13 protein-coding genes and 1 tRNA gene are annotated in these 16,729 nt (G+C 39.4%); 4 read left to right on the forward strand and 10 right to left on the reverse strand.

What is annotated here, in order from left to right; translation table 11 throughout:
- Position 1: 1 nt before the first annotated feature.
- The 8 genes from MOB01S_RS06655 to MOB01S_RS06690 all read right to left on the reverse strand — a co-directional run bounded on the left by MOB01S_RS06655 (position 2) and on the right by MOB01S_RS06690 (position 10,014).
- Positions 2-77: transfer RNA gene (locus MOB01S_RS06655), tRNA-Thr, on the reverse strand.
- Between the two features lie 407 nt (positions 78-484).
- Complete coding sequence (locus tag MOB01S_RS06660; protein WP_066802871.1) at positions 485-1,603, reverse strand: acyltransferase; 1,119 nt, start codon at positions 1,601-1,603, stop codon at positions 485-487.
- Entirely contained in the window at positions 1,554-3,929 is a 2,376-nt protein-coding gene (locus MOB01S_RS06665) for a bifunctional glycosyltransferase/CDP-glycerol:glycerophosphate glycerophosphotransferase (protein WP_066802873.1), read from the reverse strand. Before MOB01S_RS06665 ends, MOB01S_RS06660 begins: the two co-directional genes overlap by 50 nt.
- Positions 3,930-3,945: 16 nt before the next feature.
- Positions 3,946-5,061, reverse strand: coding sequence for a CDP-glycerol glycerophosphotransferase (locus MOB01S_RS06670; RefSeq protein WP_066802875.1), 1,116 nt, complete (start codon positions 5,059-5,061; stop codon positions 3,946-3,948).
- Positions 5,054-6,478, reverse strand: coding sequence for a bifunctional cytidylyltransferase/SDR family oxidoreductase (locus tag MOB01S_RS06675; RefSeq protein ID WP_066802877.1), 1,425 nt, complete (start codon positions 6,476-6,478; stop codon positions 5,054-5,056). The genes MOB01S_RS06670 and MOB01S_RS06675 overlap by 8 nt, the downstream gene beginning before the upstream one ends.
- Positions 6,479-6,946: 468 nt before the next feature.
- Positions 6,947-8,452: an anthranilate synthase component I family protein gene (locus MOB01S_RS06680; protein WP_066802879.1), complete on the reverse strand. Its 1,506-nt coding sequence runs from the start codon at positions 8,450-8,452 to the stop codon at positions 6,947-6,949.
- 38 nt (positions 8,453-8,490) lie between these two features.
- Positions 8,491-9,066 (reverse strand): CAP domain-containing protein, encoded by a 576-nt coding sequence (locus tag MOB01S_RS06685; RefSeq protein WP_157073918.1) that lies wholly within the window; start codon positions 9,064-9,066, stop codon positions 8,491-8,493.
- A gap of 213 nt (positions 9,067-9,279) precedes the next feature.
- On the reverse strand, positions 9,280-10,014 hold the full coding sequence (locus MOB01S_RS06690; protein WP_245640013.1) for an epoxyqueuosine reductase QueH: 735 nt from the start codon (positions 10,012-10,014) through the stop codon (positions 9,280-9,282).
- Between the two features lie 99 nt (positions 10,015-10,113).
- On the opposite strand from MOB01S_RS06690, the gene iscX reads away from it, so the two are divergent.
- Positions 10,114-10,314 carry a Fe-S cluster assembly protein IscX gene (iscX, locus tag MOB01S_RS06695; protein ID WP_066802883.1) on the forward strand — a complete coding sequence of 67 codons (201 nt, stop codon included), beginning with the start codon at positions 10,114-10,116 and terminating at the stop codon, positions 10,312-10,314.
- A gap of 201 nt (positions 10,315-10,515) precedes the next feature.
- Here the strand turns inward: iscX and sstT are convergent, their stop codons facing one another.
- On the reverse strand, positions 10,516-11,724 hold the full coding sequence (gene sstT / locus MOB01S_RS06700) for a serine/threonine transporter SstT (protein WP_066802888.1): 1,209 nt from the start codon (positions 11,722-11,724) through the stop codon (positions 10,516-10,518).
- Between the two features lie 520 nt (positions 11,725-12,244).
- On the opposite strand from sstT, the gene MOB01S_RS06705 reads away from it, so the two are divergent.
- A complete protein-coding gene (locus MOB01S_RS06705) occupies positions 12,245-12,439 on the forward strand; it encodes a hypothetical protein (RefSeq protein ID WP_066802890.1) in 195 nt (64 codons plus the stop codon).
- A gap of 200 nt (positions 12,440-12,639) precedes the next feature.
- Here MOB01S_RS06705 and MOB01S_RS06710 read toward each other — a convergent pair whose 3' ends face one another.
- The gene (locus MOB01S_RS06710; RefSeq protein ID WP_066802892.1) at positions 12,640-14,145 is read right to left on the reverse strand and encodes a leucyl aminopeptidase; all 1,506 of its coding nucleotides are present in this window, start codon (positions 14,143-14,145) and stop codon (positions 12,640-12,642) included.
- Between the two features lie 181 nt (positions 14,146-14,326).
- Between MOB01S_RS06710 and lptF the strand changes: the two genes are divergently transcribed.
- Positions 14,327-15,511, forward strand: a complete 1,185-nt coding sequence (lptF, locus tag MOB01S_RS06715; RefSeq protein WP_066802893.1) for an LPS export ABC transporter permease LptF — start codon at positions 14,327-14,329, stop codon at positions 15,509-15,511.
- Positions 15,508-16,599, forward strand: a complete 1,092-nt coding sequence (lptG, locus tag MOB01S_RS06720) for an LPS export ABC transporter permease LptG (protein WP_066802894.1) — start codon at positions 15,508-15,510, stop codon at positions 16,597-16,599. The genes lptF and lptG overlap by 4 nt, the downstream gene beginning before the upstream one ends.
- Positions 16,600-16,729: the final 130 nt, after the last annotated feature.

The following is a 16,729-nucleotide window of genomic DNA, read 5'->3' on the forward strand; positions in this document are numbered from 1 at the left end:
GTGGTGCCGGCTGCCGGAATCGAACTGGCGACCTACTGATTACAAGTCAGTTGCTCTACCTACTGAGCTAAGCCGGCGGTGTTTCCTAAGTGGTGCGTATAATAACACATATTTAAAATCGTGCAAGCACTTTTTTTGAAAAAGTTAAAATAAGTTTATAAATGATTGATTTTTATAATTTTATTTTTTTAAAAAAAATTGTGGGGCAACGAAGGGAACACGACAGGCGTACGTCATTTTGACGTGATTATTTTAAGAACAACCCAAACGGGTTGAGATTTTTACAAAAAAACGCAAGTTTCAAAAGCAACTTGCGTTTTTTTTTGCTGTGTCCGATAAAACTTAAGAGAATTGATCCAATCTAACCTTCAGATAAATTACTGCACAATCACTTCTTGAACATTTTCTCGCAAAGGGTTGTTTGATAAAATTCTTTTTAACTGGTCAAAGAAACTCATTGTTTTTAATTTTATTAATAAGCAGCTCATTTGTTATTAGAGTTCTCTATTGTTTTCTTAGCATAAACTTTTAATTCAACCTCTGAAATGTCGAAATCTCCCATCTGGTCTTGGTTTAATAATAAGGGTCTTTCCCAAAAAATGTCTTTCCTAATTAGTTTTGCTGGTACGCCAGCCACAATACAGTTATTTGGAAACTCTTTTTTAACAACCGAAAATGCTCCAATAACCGAACCATCGCCAATTTTTGCACCGCCAAACAGCACAGCTCCATAACCAACCCATACATGATGACCTATTATGATATCTTTAGAGTGATTTAAACGTTTTCCAGTATTAATATCATAAATAGGGTGTGCATCATCAGTTCTAATCTGATTGTTAGTGGCAAACATACAATCATCGCCGATAATCAGTTTAGTACTCTCTGCAACTGTCACATATACTGGACTAGTGCTTGTTGTTCCACTACCAATTTCCATATAGCTACTGTAACCCAGTCGTAAATTTCCACGAAATTTTATATTTTCCTTAATAAGGATTTTACCATTTTCACGCATTTCAAACGTACAATTCTTTAAATTAGAATTTTCATCAATAATAATTTCGTTATTACCTCCTATAAATTGAACAAAACAGTCATGTAAGTTACTTGGGGCGGTAATCCTATTGTTTTTGCTATCAATATAGTTTCCAGTGATTGGTATTTTGCTATTGGTATAATCAGCAACATCATTTTTAATTTTATCATATCCAAAATTATTAATATATAACTCAACAAACCTAATAGTTTTCGCCATTAAAATGTATTTTTCTACATCAGACAAATCCTTTAAGTCATAAAAATAAGCACCATTTTTAGAAATGAAAGAGATGCTAGGGATTATTTCTGATAAGTTATTAATAGGTTGCTTATCCCTAAAATAAACATAGATTCTATTATCTATTAAGTTTAGACTGACCACAAATATTTTATTGACTGCAAAGTAAAATTCATAATAAATAGATTGCTCCTTATATATTCTGTATGTGCTATACGCTGGTTGATAAATACCTATTAGTGATTGTACAATTGATTGCATATTCATAACAGCCTCATCTATGATTGATAATATTTTCAATGATTTTTTCTGATGATTTTCCATAGCAATTAGCCATAAATCTATCAATAAACAGCTTTTTTAGCTCCTGAAAATCACCCATAATTAATTTTGCATTTAATATAGAAGAAATAATTTCATTTTGGTTTTTGATTACCTGACCATAAACATAAGTATAATAATCAAAATAAAAACCACGCTCATCAAAATATTGGTCCATATCATAAGGATAAAATATGATAGGTTTGTTAAGCAAAGCATATTCAAAAATCAATGATGAATAATCTGTAATCAAAATATCACAAAATATCATCCACTCATTCACATCTTGCGAACTTGGTAGAATAAAAACTTTTTTCTGATATTTGGTAGGGATTTTAATATTAGTAATATCAACAACTGGATGCAATTTAATGATGAACCGATAATTTTCTGGCATATCATCAAATATTTCAAAAGAAAATGGCAATCTGAAATTTTTTCTTTCAGATGGACTGCCACGAAAAGTGGGAGCATACAAGACATTGATTGTGCTTGTTAAATCTGGGTAATCTGCCAGTATTTTCTTTTTGATTTTTGTTATTTTTGATTGATTAAAAAATACATCAGTTCTTGGAACACCCAATGGATAAATTTTATCTTTTGACACATTAAATGCCTCATGATAAATCTGCCCTGTCAACTCAGAGCTGACCACCACATGCGTATAAAAATTATGAGCCAGTCTCTCAAACTCTTCTGAATTAGAATCGCCAGCACCAATTGCACTAAAACCAAACTTCTTAAAGGCACCACAAGCATGCCATATTTGGATACAATTTGTATTATTTTTTAAAGTCAATCCATATAAAGGACGGTAATAACTTTCCAAAATAATATTTTTTGCCGTTGCTAGATGATAATAACGAGACATATTTCTCAAAAAACTATTAGAATAACCCAAAAATTTCTTTATCTCATATGAGCTACCACTTTTTTTAATTTCGTTTAATAAAAAGGTAAAATTGGTAGACATTTTACCTTTGGTTGATGTGGCAAAGACAATTTTTTTATCATCAATTGGCAATAATCTATATATTGGAAAAATATATTTTTTGATGATATTCTCACCATTTACATTGAGATACTGAAAAATCTGCTTCTTATTTCTTAAATATAAAAAATAAAAAAATGCAGAAACTGTATTTTTTTGTACAAAAGCCAAATTTTCAAACCATTTTTTACCCCAATGTTTTTCACAAGCCAGTTTGGTTTTATCAGATAATTTGGAAAATGTGGTCTTTACTAACGAATAGTAGTTTAAAAAATATCTTGTTTTAACCAAATACAATTTATCAATTAAATTTCTTAAAAAGAAATATCTAAAACCAGCCACTTGATTAAAAAATTCATCATCAAAAGACTGAAAGAATTCTTGAATTAATAAAAATGCCTTACCAGAATTATATGGTTGATGTTTCAAAACTCTAATGAATAAAGGATAAACATCAAACGTTAAAGCTCTTTCATAATATCCTACAATAATTTTATTTTTTTGGATTAAAGTATATCCACTATCATCCATAATATTATCGTAATTGATTCTCATTACAGAAAAAATATCTTGTAAAAAATCATATGCTTTTAGGTCTCGTTGTTGTGTAATAGACTGCTCATTATCCACCAAATCACGCTCTCGATATAAATAAATATAATCTCCAATACAGTATATATTTTTTGCCCTTATAAAGATATTAAAAGTAACCACTTGGTCTTCTGAACAATGGATGTTACTAGGGAAAAAATTTTCTTTTATTATATTTTTATGTATTAATTTAGCATAAGGAGCCATTGACAAAAACAATTCAGGATTTTTCCCGATACTCTTACGCCCTCTTGAAAATAAATTATGTTTGTCATGAGCAGGAATAGTCCATATTTTTTTTGAATTAAATCTTTTTATACCCCCCAAAACCAAATCTGCTTTCTCACTAATAGCAGATAATAATAATTTATCAATCGCATTATCAGTCATTAAATCATCAGAGTCGCAAAATAAAAGATAAGTCCCTTTTGCTAGCTTAATACCTAAGTTACGAGTATCCGATACACCAGAATTTTCTTTTTCAATAATACAAAAACGCTTATCATCGCCAATCGCTTCTTTGGCTTTTAGTACGGTATTATCTTTAGACCCATCATCAATCAACAAAAATTCAATTGATGAAAAATTATTTTTTAAAGATTGAATGGTTTCGGCAATTAAATTTTCTACATTGTACATAGGTACAATAACACTTACCCAAACATCATCTTGATTATTGGAATGAGTAATTGAGAAATTGCCATATGTCAAAATAGAGTTATCTACATGATTTTTATAAGAAGACATATCAATTCCAAAAAAGCTATTTATCTATGATTTTATGTAATAAGCAATCAATACGTTCATTGATTGGTAACATGGACATTTCTTGAAAAATAACGTAATTTTTCAATTCTTGGTAAAAGGACATGGGGATAGAATCTGGTAACTCATGTGAAGACATCAAATTCACAATATGGGGGTTTTTACAGCATATGTTTTTTATCATAGCTTTATTTTCGATGCTATTTAAAAACAAATAATAAAAAATCCCCTCATTTAAAAACTGGGTTTCCACCGCTGAAATATCGCAAAACCCAATCTTTGCATGATATGTTGTCAAATCATCAACAAATATCACCCCTAAACGCTCGTATTTAAATGACTGCAACCACATCAATCGCAAATATGGTTTAAAGATAACCACATTAAGTTGACCGTTCCTAAGTATTTTTGCCAGTTCATAAACATGGTCAATGTATTGTCTTAGACGATGTCCTGTATTTGGGTGGGGTTTGATGACGATGGTGTCAACTTGATGGGTTTTGGCTGTGTTTGTTAGGATTTTTGCCACCTTATCTACATAAGACAGACTTGAATAATTCTCTCGTTCAATACCCCCTTCCCAAGTCGGTGCGTAAAATACTACTTCTTGCCCCATGCCTTTGTCTGTAAGCCCAGTTCGCCCAATAAATGTATCACCAAGCATGATGATGCGCCCTGTATCCACGTCATGCTGTGAAAATATACCACTTGCCAGATAACGCTCTATCCCTGCCTGCCCTGCAGTAATCACATAATCATAGATACGAATGATAGGCTTGATGGATGATACTTTGTTGCTCTCGCCATGTGTAATAAAAATGTGCGTCAAATGACGATTGGCGACCGCACGGCAGTTGGACTGGGCGTTAAATGGATAAAACATTACACCGTCCGTGAGTTCATCTAGGTCATTCTCTTTAACAAAGCGATAGACAATGCCCTGCTTGGTTAATATTTGGGCAATAAGCCTAGTAGACTTATGTTTGTATTTTTTGACAAGGACAATGGTATTATCTTTAGCAAATACCCCGCGCTCAAAAAACGCACACAACTGTAAAATCGCCCCAACGATTTTGGTGTCCAGATAAATAAAATAAGCCAATGATTTAGTCATTCAGACCCAACTCATCAAACAAACCATGAACATAGGATTCGTCTTGCAAAGTTACATCGACCACATTACCAGTTTCGCCACTGATAAGTGTCAATATTGATGCCAATGCTACGGTTTTTGAGTTGAGTAGTGTACCATCTGGCTCAATACCAAACGCACGTGTTCGCATGGGGGTTTTGGTGCGTTCTGGATTGATGCAATTAATTTGGATACCGTCTGGCAACCATTCTTCTGACAGAGCTTGGGTAAAATTGACAATGGCAGATTTGGTTGACGAGTACAGACTGTAAAAGGGGCGACCTCGAGTGTAGGAGCTAGACGTAAAGCTCAAAAACGACCCTTTGGTTTCTCGAAGATAAGGATAAGCTACAATTGCTGAATTAACCATGCCTACATAATTAACATTGATACTCTCCATCACCTCCTCATAAGTCATGAGTGCCAACGCCTTATGTGTTAAAATTGCTGCACTATTGACTACAAAATCTATCCGACCTGCTTCTTGGTAGATTTGTTCAAAAGCAAATCGTAATGCCTCAATATCAGCAACATTAACACCGTTAGAACGACTAAGATTGTAGGTTTTGATGTTAATTTTGTTGGCAATATCGATGATGTCTTTGCCAATCCCATAACTACCACCGATAATCACCATCACATAACCATCAAGGTGAGTGAGATGCTGTAGCGATGGGGTGTTACGCAATGAAAAATGACTGCGACCTTGAAACAACTTGTCAGCAATAAATAAATCTACGGGGCGAGTCAATTTGATGTTGGTTTCAGACCCCTGCACGATGGCGATTTTTTCGTCTGGCAAGGTTTTAAGTACAATGCCACAATCACAGGTTCCTTGCACCTCACCTTGCAAATAAACATCATAAGCTTGTCTTAGCGTGCCTAGTCGAAAGGCTTGCGGTGTCTGTCCTTGATAATATTCAGCACGCTTTGGAATGTTGATGATTTCTTGGGTGTGGGTGTCCACATGAACAATGGTGTCTGTGGCAGGAATGGCAACATCAACAGCGTTGTAACTGTCTAGTTTTGCGATACAATCACTGATGATGTGTGTGGCAAGCAGTGGGCGCACCGCATCATGAATGATGAGTTTAGTATCAGGCGATTCGTCTTCTAGTGCCTTGAGTGCTGATAGGGTAGAATCTGTCCGCTCTGTACCCCCAAAGACAATTTTGCTGACTTTGGAAAAGTGATTTTTGGCAACCAAATTTTCAAGCTTATGATAGGACTGGCGTTCGGCAACGACGATAATTTCATCAATCTGTTCGTGTTTTTGAAAAATGCGTACAGTATGCTCAAAAACGGTTGCTCCCGCAATCTTGGAAAACTGCTTAGGATAATTTAGCCCCATACGACTACCTACACCACCCGCTAAAATCACTGCAATCTGCTTTGACATCACATCACCCAAAAACAACTTAAAAAATTCAACAAAAATTCACAACCTACTTAAGTTTATCAATTCAAAAAAAAAAACGATTTCTTTTTTTTGTATAATTGTATTTTTTTTGTAATTTCTATAAAAATGGCAATAACCAAGCAATTATGGTCAATTAAATTCAAAATATACCACATGATATTTTTCGTTTGTGGTAAGAAAAGTTAGACCATAGCAAAAAAACAGTTTTACCCTTCAACTAGGCTTAGAGCGAACAGTTGGGGTGATTGTTGTAGTTAAATCACCATATTTAATGATTTGCTGTACTAAAATAATCTTAAAAGTGCCATAACTTTATTTTGGCGGTAGGGGTGAGTTGCAATTTACCCCTACAATTCGTAGCAGATTTTAAGTTTATTAGGTATAAATTCCTATTTTTGACAAAATTAAAAGCATATCCAAACATGTCTTTAATTTGTCTTGATAGTGTTAAATCTCAAGCCCACCACACGCCAATTCCACCGCCTTGACAATGGCAAGGGCTTTTTTATTGGTCTCGTCCCATTCGGCAACAGGGTCAGAGTCTGCCACCACGCCTGCCCCTGCTTGAATATGAACTTGACCATCTTTTAACACCGCCGTACGAATGGCAATCGCTGTATCCATATTGCCAGACCAGCCCAAATAACCCACCGCCCCACCAAATACACTACGGCGAACAGGCTCAACCTCATCAATAATCTGCATTGCCCGAATCTTGGGTGCTCCTGAGAGCGTGCCCGCTGGGAAAGTGGCACAAAAAACATCTAAGGCATCTTTGTCTTGCAAGACCACCCCTTCTACATTGCTGGCAATATGCATTACCTGCGAGTAGCGTTCAATAAACATCTTATCGGTTACTTGCACAGTGCCAATATCGCACACTTTACCAATATCATTACGCCCCAAATCAATCAGCATCAAATGCTCGGCAATCTCCTTTTGGTCGGCAAGCAATTCAGCTTCCAGTGCCAAATCTTCTGCCATATCCACACCACGCCTTCTTGTACCTGCCAAAGGACGCACGGTTACTTTGCGTTTGCCTGCCACCGTCTCAATACGAGACAAAATTTCAGGCGATGCCCCCACGATATGAAACGGCGTATCGTCCACAAGCTCACCTTGAATCAAAAACAAATAAGGTGAAGGGTTTAAATATCGCAATGCCCGATAAACCGCCAAAGCATCACCTTCAAATTCACCAGACAATCTTTGGGCAGGCACAACTTGCATAACATCGCCTGCTTTAATATATTCTTTAATACGATTAACATCGGTACAAAATTTATTTTGCCCCGTTTGTGATACAAAATGCGGTAGAGGCTGTTTTTTGACTGCCAAATCAGGCTTGTGTGTCAGTAAATTTTCAATAACATCAAGCTGTTTTAGGGCTTTTTTGTAGCCATCTTTAATGCCAACATCAGCATACACAACAATAGATAATGTATGCTCCAAATTATCAAACACCACCACCTGATTAGAAAGTGTTAGCCACATATCAGGCAAATTTAGGGGATTTGGTGCATTGCTAATGCCAACACTTGGTTCAATCACGCGTATCATATCATAGCCAAAATATCCCACCAAGCCACCGCTAAAAGCAGGTAAATTGGGCAATTCGTCCTGTGTGGGTGTTTTGTAATTCGCCATAAATGTACGGATAAATTCAAAAGGATTGATAGCGTGCGTGCTAATTTCGTCCTTGTGCGTATCCTTAAAAACCACTTGCCCATCGTGATATTCAATCACAATATCCGAACCTAGACCAATCATAGAATAGCGAGCAAAGCGTTCACCGCCAACCACCGATTCAAACAAATAAGCGGACGCAAAAAATTTACGCAAATTGGCAAATACTGACACAGGCGTGGCATCGTCCATTAGGCGTTTTTTGACCAAAGGAATATGAGTATAGCCTTGTTTGGCAAGCGTATTAAATTCTGACAAAGTAAGCATGGTTTTTCCTTAAAAATTTTTTTCTATTATAACACGCCCTATCTAAAAGTGGCAGGTGAGCTGGTGTTATCCGCACCAAAAATTTGTACCCAATAGTATTTGTGTTTGCTGTTTGGGAGATGTGCCACACCCATGCCGATTTTGGTATAGTTGGCATGCATGAGCGTGGCATAATGTTTTGGGCTGTTTTTGAATTGCAATATGGCATCGTCAGCAGTTGCCTTGCCACCTGCGATATTTTCGCCAACTGCTCGCCCAACGTTCATGCTGGTGCGGTACATTTGACCATTTGGGCGTTCGTGGCTGAATTTTTGTTCTATTTCATATGCCCTAAACTGGGCATAGGCGGACAGATTTTCATCATATCGCAAGGCGGGCATACCACCTTCGGCACGCAGAGCATTGGTGCGGTCAATGGCTTGCAAAATCTGTACTTGCCAATCATCGCTAGGTCTATCCACAAATATGCTGATTGCCACAGGGGGTTGGGGCGTTGGTATGGTGTGGGGCTGATAGATGACCGTTGTGTTTTGCTGATAATTTTCGCTTAGTTTGGCATGGGCGTGGTTGATGATGGTAAATAGGATTAATGGTAGGGCGATTTGTAACTTCATGATGTATTTGGTATTAATGTTATGGTTCAAAATAAACAAAGGTTTTTTGTTCGTGGCGAGTTTGTCAAACCTAACAAAAAACCGCCTCACCCGAAGGCTTAGCTTGGGGTGAACGGTTTTTTATGATTTTGATGTGAATTAAGTATGTCTTAAAACAAGATGTCAAACATTATGTTGGCTCTTGTTTATGGTTGTTCTAAGTTTGCTTAAAACTTATTCTTCATCATCGCCATAATATTTGACGCCGATTTTAATTGGCTCTCTTCCTTGACTACGGCGAAAATTATTGGTATCACGCAAAGAGTAGGCACAGCCACAGTATTCTTGTTGATAAAAATGCTCTCGTTTGCTGATTTCAATCATACGACTGCTACCACCGCCTTTACGCCAGTTAAAATCCCAATAATCAAGCCCTTCATAGGGGGCAACCGCACGGTGTCCACAATCATTGATTTGTGCCATATTTTTCCAGCGACTAATGCCAAGCGAACTTGTCATTACAGGAAAACCGTGTTCGTGTGCATACAGAGCGGTGCGTTCAAATCGCATATCAAAACACATCGTGCAACGTCTGCCACGCTCTGGGTCTTGTTCCATACCCTTGGCACGAGCAAACCAATTATCCATATCATAATCAGCATCAATAAAGGGAATACCGTGCTTTTGGGCAAAGGCAATATTTTCGTTTTTGCGGATTTCGTATTCTTTTTTGGGGTGAATGTTGGGATTATAAAAATAAATGGTAAATTCAATCCCACTTGCTAGCATTGCCTCCATTACCTCGCCAGAGCAGGGGGCACAGCACGAATGCAGTAGCACCTTTTTATGCCCATTGGGTGGGGTTAAAATCTCACGGTCAATCGGCGTTAGGTGTGGGTTGGTGGGGTCGGCTTTGGCGATTTGCTTGCCTTTTTTGGGTTTGTTTGGTGTGTGAGTTTGTACAGTCATAATAAAGTAAATAATGATAAATTTAAATGGCGATTATTATAGCACTCATTTAAAAAATTTGTTAAAATTTGCCAAATTTTTGTTAAAAGCAGGTTTTATATGAAACTTAACTGGCACGACAGCCTAGACATTGCCATTGCCCTTGCCGAAAAGCACCCTGATGTTGATGTGCAATATATCCGTTTTACCGATTTGCACCGTTATGTCTGTGAGCTTGAGGATTTTGTGGGCGAGCCCGACAAGTCCAATGAAGCAATTTTGGAAGCCATTCAAATGGCGTGGCTTGAAGAGTTAGAATGAGTTATTTTATATAAAAATACCCAACCATTTGGTTGGGTATTTTTTTAAATCAATCAACCACGATATAGTTAATTCTATTCAAAATTAGACAAAGGTTTTCCGCTCAAAGTGAGCTTGTCGAACCACTAGGAAAACCGTTACCCTTCGACAAGCTCAGGGCGAACGGTTTTGTTGTATGGTTTTGATGTAAATTGAGTATACTCATGCACGATATTTGGGGTCGGCGGCGGCGGTGAAAAGTACGTCCGTTGATGAGTTTAGGGCGGTTTCGGCTGAGTCTTGGACAACGCCAATGATAAAGCCAATAGCAACGACTTGCATGGCGACATCGTTGGGAATGTTGAACAAACTACACGCCAGCGGAATCAGTAGGAGCGAGCCACCTGCCACGCCTGACGCACCGCAAGCACTCACCGAGCCGATGATGGCAAGCAGTAATGCCGAGCCAAAACTGACATCAATACCAAGCGTATGAGCGGCGGCGAGTGTCATGACGTTGATGGTGATGGCAGCCCCTGCCATGTTGATGGTTGCTCCAAGTGGGATACTGACCGAATAGGTGTCTTCGTTGAGCCCCAATTTGCGAGCTAGGTTCATGTTCACAGGAATGTTGGCGGCAGATGAACGGGTGAAAAATGCCGTTACGCCTGATTCTCTTAGGCATTGAATGACGAGTGGGTAGGGGTTTTTCTTGGTCATGGCAAACACAATCAAAGGGTTTGCCACGAGTGCAATGAACGCCATACAGCCTACCAGTACCGCCAAAAGTTGCGAGTAGCTTTTTAGGGTATCAAAACCTGTCTCGGCAACGGTGCTTGCCACCAAACCCAAAATACCAAAAGGGGCGACCGAGATAATCCATTTGACGACATGGGTAATGGCAACCGACAAATCGCTAATCATGTGTTTGGTGCTGTCGGATGCTTGACGTAGGGCAAAACCAATCAAAATCGCCCACGTCAAAATACCCATGTAGTTGGCGTTGGTTAGGGCGTTGACGGGGTTGGCGACCAAATTCATGAGTAGATTTTTTAACACTTGGGTCAGCGTTTCGGGGGCGGATTGCTCAACGGCAGTTTGGGCGGTCAAGCCTATGATTTCGGTGGGGAAAACAAAACTTGCCACCACCGCCGTCAATGCTGCCATAAACGTCCCAACCAAATACAACAGTAGCACAGGTTTTATATACACCTGTTTACCAGCTTGGCGAGAAGTAATGGCGGACATCACAAGGATGAATACTAAAATGGGGGCAACCGCCTTTAACGCCCCCACAAAAATCGAGCCTAAAATGCCCAAACTCAATCCAACAGACGGCATGACACCGCCAATCAATGCCCCAAGTACAAGGGCAATGATAATCAAGGGTACTAAACCCACACGCAAATAAGCGTCCACAAGATTACGCATGACAACTCCAAAAATCAGATAAAATGATGTTATAATAGAGCATACCCACCTTTTACATGACAATTAAAAATTGAGACAAATCGCATGTTTTTCTAAAAAATACAGGCTGTAAGTTTTCTATCAGACAAGTTTTTGACAAAAAACACCCAGCCACTTAATCTGACAACATCAAGACCAATCTTAATTTATCAGATTAAGTGGTTGGGTAGCCCCATTTTTAAAATCAGTTAATAAACTTCCTGCAAAACCCTAAAATCAAGGAAAACCGTTCGTGGTAGTTTGGGAAACCTGATTTTTTTGCCATTTGTAGGCAGGCTTAGGGTGAAAAAAACCTAGTATTGCAGGAAGTCTAATGTAACAATACCATTTATCTCACTTATTGATAAATATAAATAGCGTTATAATGGGCATGCCCTAATGCAAATACTTATTTTGTTTTGGCAAATATTACCTTGTTTTGATGATTTAAACAAGAAGTATGCCTAAAATTTATCAAACTAACTGGGGTGAGGAGTGGCAAATGTTCTTTTTTCTAATCATGATGGCGATTGCGTTTGGGTTGGCATTGCCTTTTACAGCGTATTGGCTTTATGATGCCATGCGTGAAAAATCGGTCAAACGCAGGGTTTTGATGGGGCTTACTTTTATGATGAACTTGGTGGGTTTTTTGTATTTGGCGGTGTTTTTGTGGGCAGTGATGCACATTTCGGTATGAAGTTATAGTGATTTAGCTTCAAAAACCACCAAAACCGTTCACCCTGAGCTAAGCCTTTGGGTGAAACGGTTTTCCACCATGGTTCGATAAGCTCACCACGAACGAAAAAAAACCTAATGTGGTGCATTTTGGGTTTAATTGACTATAAAATAAAAAAGACGCACCATGAGTACGTCTTTTTCATGTCTTTTTTGTAAATCTTATTTGACTTGTGAATACAGATAAGATACCAAAGTCGGTACAGGACGACCTGTTGCTCCTTTATTTTCACCGCCAAGCCACGCTGTGCCTGCGATGTCAAGATGAGCCCATGCTTGACCCTCTTTGATGAAACGTTTTAAGAAACACGCTGCCGTGATAGAGCCACCTTCACGTCCACCGATGTTTTGGACATCGGCAAAGGGAGATTTGAGCTGGGCATCGTAGTCGTCATCTAAGGGCATTTGCCAAACATGATCGCCTGTCAGCTCACCAGCTTGTTCTAAGGCAAATAGGGTGTCTTCGTCATTGGTGTACAATCCAGAACGCACGCCACCCAGTGCAATCACGCACGCCCCTGTGAGTGTGGCGGTGTCAATAATGACTTTTGGGTGATAATTTTCTTGAACATAACATAAAGCATCACACAGTACAAGGCGACCTTCGGCATCGGTGTTTAGGATTTCAACACTCATGCCATTCATGGCGGTAACGATGTCGCCGGGGCGAGTGGCTTTGCCTGAGGGCATGTTTTCGGCACAAGCAAGCACCACCACAATATCAAGTGGCAGGCGAGCTTCACAAATTGCCTTAATCGTGCCAAGCATGGAGGCAGCCCCACCCATGTCAAACTTCATCTCGTCCATGCCCTGTGCAGGTTTGAGCGAAATGCCACCTGTATCAAAAGTAATGCCTTTACCAACCAGAGCGATGGGGTTGTCTAGCTTGGCTTTTTTGGATTTGCCTGATTTGCCAAAATATTCAATCACCGCCAGTTTGCCTTCGTTGTCAGAGCCTTGCGATACCGCCAAAAAGCAACCCATGCCCAGTTTTTTCATGTCTTTTTCGTCAAGTACAGTTACATTGACCAAATCGTCATAATCTTTACCCAGTTGTTTGGCGACTTTGGCGAGGGCGGTTGGAGTCATGATGTTGGGAGCTTGGTTGGCGACATCACGGGCGAGGCTTTGACCGATAAAGGTGGTCTCAACACGAGCAAGTGCTGATGTGTAGTCATTGTCTGCTTTGTTGTTGATAAAACTGATGTGAGTAATGGCGTCTTTATTTGCCTTGTTGGATTTATGCTCGTCAAAACGATAACTGGCGTTGAGTACGGCAAGGGTAAATTGTCCAAAATGCTTTTGACAAATCACATCACCCCATGCAATGACGGCAGTTTTGCTATTTTTGGTGGTTTGATAAACGGTTTTGCCAAGTTTTGCCATTTGGTTGGCTAATTTATCAAGACCGCCCACACCAACGACGCTTAGTACAGGTGCTTCTCCTGCTAGGGCAAAATCACTCACCACCTCGCACAAACCACCCTTAAAATTGGCGTGCTTGATGAGTGTGGTGGCACGTTCGCTGATGTTATTGTTGTCAAGATTACCCAAAAGATTGCCATTTTTGTCAGCAAAAACCACAATGTGTGGCAAAGGGTTGGTTTTGGTGGGTTTTTTGAGGGTGAGCGTGGGTGATACGCTTAGGCTAAATGGTAAAGTTGCCATGTGATTTCCTATGTCTAAAATTTAAAAAATAGTTGTGTTTAGTGTAGCATATTTATGGGCTTTTACAAGGTGTTTGGGTGGGAAAATTGACTGTTAAACATACAAAATTTTACGCACGAAAATCAACCATTAACCCCAATTTTTTGCTATAATTAATCATTTTTGTACCTGTTTTTCATTCATGATTTTACGCCGTTATATGATACGTCAAGTTGCCATGACTACCACCCTTGTACTCGGGTTTTTGGTGGTAATGCTCTTGGGCGGGCGACTCATTCGTTACTTTGGCATTGCTGCCGAAGGGGGGTTGGACGTGGGTGTTTTGTTTGATTTGATAGGTTATAATCTGCCTTATTTTTTGGAGCTGATTTTACCACTGTCGTTTTTTATCGGACTTATGCTTGTGTTTGGACGTATGTATACTGATAATGAAATGGCGGTATTAACCGCAGGTGGTGTCAGTCGTGGGCAGATTTCACGCCTGCTTGCTCCGTTGGTGCTTGTGCTGTTTTTGGGGCAATTTTTCATCACATTGGTGGCAAAACCTTGGGGGGTGGAGCGTGCCACCAATCTTTGGCAAGAACAATCTGTGGTTGAAATTTTTGATTTGATACAACCCAAAAAGTTCATCAGTAGTGGCAATTATCATCTGTATGTGGGCGAAGTGGGGGCAAATCGTGAGTTTTTAAAAGACGTGATTATCATTGAAAGCAAAAACACCACAAACGATTTGCCCAAATTTGACGAAACAAAAATCCCCCAAGCCGTCATTAGCCAACAAGACACCATTATTTTTGCCAAATCTGCCACCCAAGCTCCCAGTGCGGACGGTGTGTTGGTGCTAGATTTGCATGAAGGTCGGCGTTATGCGGTGGATACAAACAGTCAGGCCTATAATCAAGTGGGTTTTGGGCGTTATCGTATCAGCATTGCCACCAAAAGCGACAAACAGGCTCGCTCCTTAAAGATAGAGGGCGTGCCAACTTCACAAATTTTGGCAATCCTCAATGAACAAAACAGTCCCTATGCTCATTTTGGTAAAGTGGCAAGTATGGCAGAGTTTGGCTATCGGCTGTCCTTGCCATTTTTGATGATTATTGCCATCATGCTTGCTACGCCATTATCCACCGTGCGACCACGACAGGGGCGGTGGCTTAAACTGATTCCTGCCATTTTTATTTTTGTGGCAAATGTGTTGATTTTGATTTCTTTAAAAGAAAGTATCGCCAAAGGTAAAATCAGCGTGTGGATTTATCCTGTGGCGGTAGCGGTATTTGTGGGTTTTGCTTTATATCTTAATTATCATGAGCGTCTGTTTGCCAAACTTTGCCTAAGCAAGCAAAATAAAATAGAGGTGTTATCATGAAAGCCTATATTTTGCCTCGCTATGTCATGCGATTTGCCTTTGTGAGTATGCTTGGGGCGGTGGTTGGACTTTGGCTGTTGCAGATGATTTTTGCTTATTTGTCTGAGCTTGAAAATTTAAACGACACTTATACCTTTAAAGAGGCTTGGTGGTTTATTTTGTATCGTTCGCCTTATTTTTTGGTGCAATTCTTACCCACAGGGATATTGCTTGGGGCGGTGGTGGGACTTGGTATGCTTGCCAACCATAGCGAGCTTGTGGTCATGCGTGCCTCTGGGGTAAGCATTTATCGGATTATTGGCTATGCCATGATACCTGCCTTGTTGTTTGTGTTTGTTTCTTTGGGGGTAAATCAATTTGTTTTACCCATTACCAACCAAAAAGCCTCTGCCATTACTAGTCAAACCACCAAAAGTAATGTGATTGCGGTGCGTGGGTATTGGACCTTAAATCAAAAAGAAAATGGATCGCAAGAGATTGTTTACATCAGCTATGCTGACAATCAAGGCAAGCTAGGTGATGTCAAACGCTACACGTTGGATAATAACGCCAATCTCATTCATGCCCTAAGTGCCAAAGATGGTATTTACCAACACCAAAAAGACAAACAATACCTATGGCGACTTAGCGACACCAACCACGTGGATATCTCCGTGCAAGGTGTTACCCAAAAACATATTGAAAATCAGCTATTGGCTTTACCGATTGCACCGACTGATGTTCATCTTTTGACGACGGATGCTGATGATTTGTCGGTGAGTGATTTGTATGCTCACAAACGTTTGATGACGCATCAAGGTGCGCGCTCACTGCGTCATGAACTCGCTTTTTGGCAAAAACTTTTATCGCCTTTTTCGGTGTTGTCGCTTGTGCTGTTGGCATCATCGTTTGTGTTTGGGTCTTTGCGTTCACAGGGCTTGGGATTGCGTATTGTCATGGCACTTTTAACTGGACTTTTGTTTAGTTATTTGACAGATTTGGTGGGATTTGTGTCGTTAGCAACGGGATTTTCGCCATTTATCATGGCACTGTTGCCGATTGTGATTAGTGCTGGGGTGGGGGTTTGGCTATTAAACAAAAGGCAGTAAGGTTTGGTAAATTAGACAAATAATTGGGCAAATTACATTTACCCCCACAAGTCCATAACAAAGTCTTTGCTTATATTTGGGGCAATGGGTAAAAGTTTCGTTCGTTATTAAGTTGATTTATGATAAAATC

The sequence above is a fragment of the Moraxella oblonga NBRC 102422 genome, assembly GCF_001598275.1.
GTDB lineage: Bacteria > Pseudomonadota > Gammaproteobacteria > Pseudomonadales > Moraxellaceae > Moraxella > Moraxella oblonga.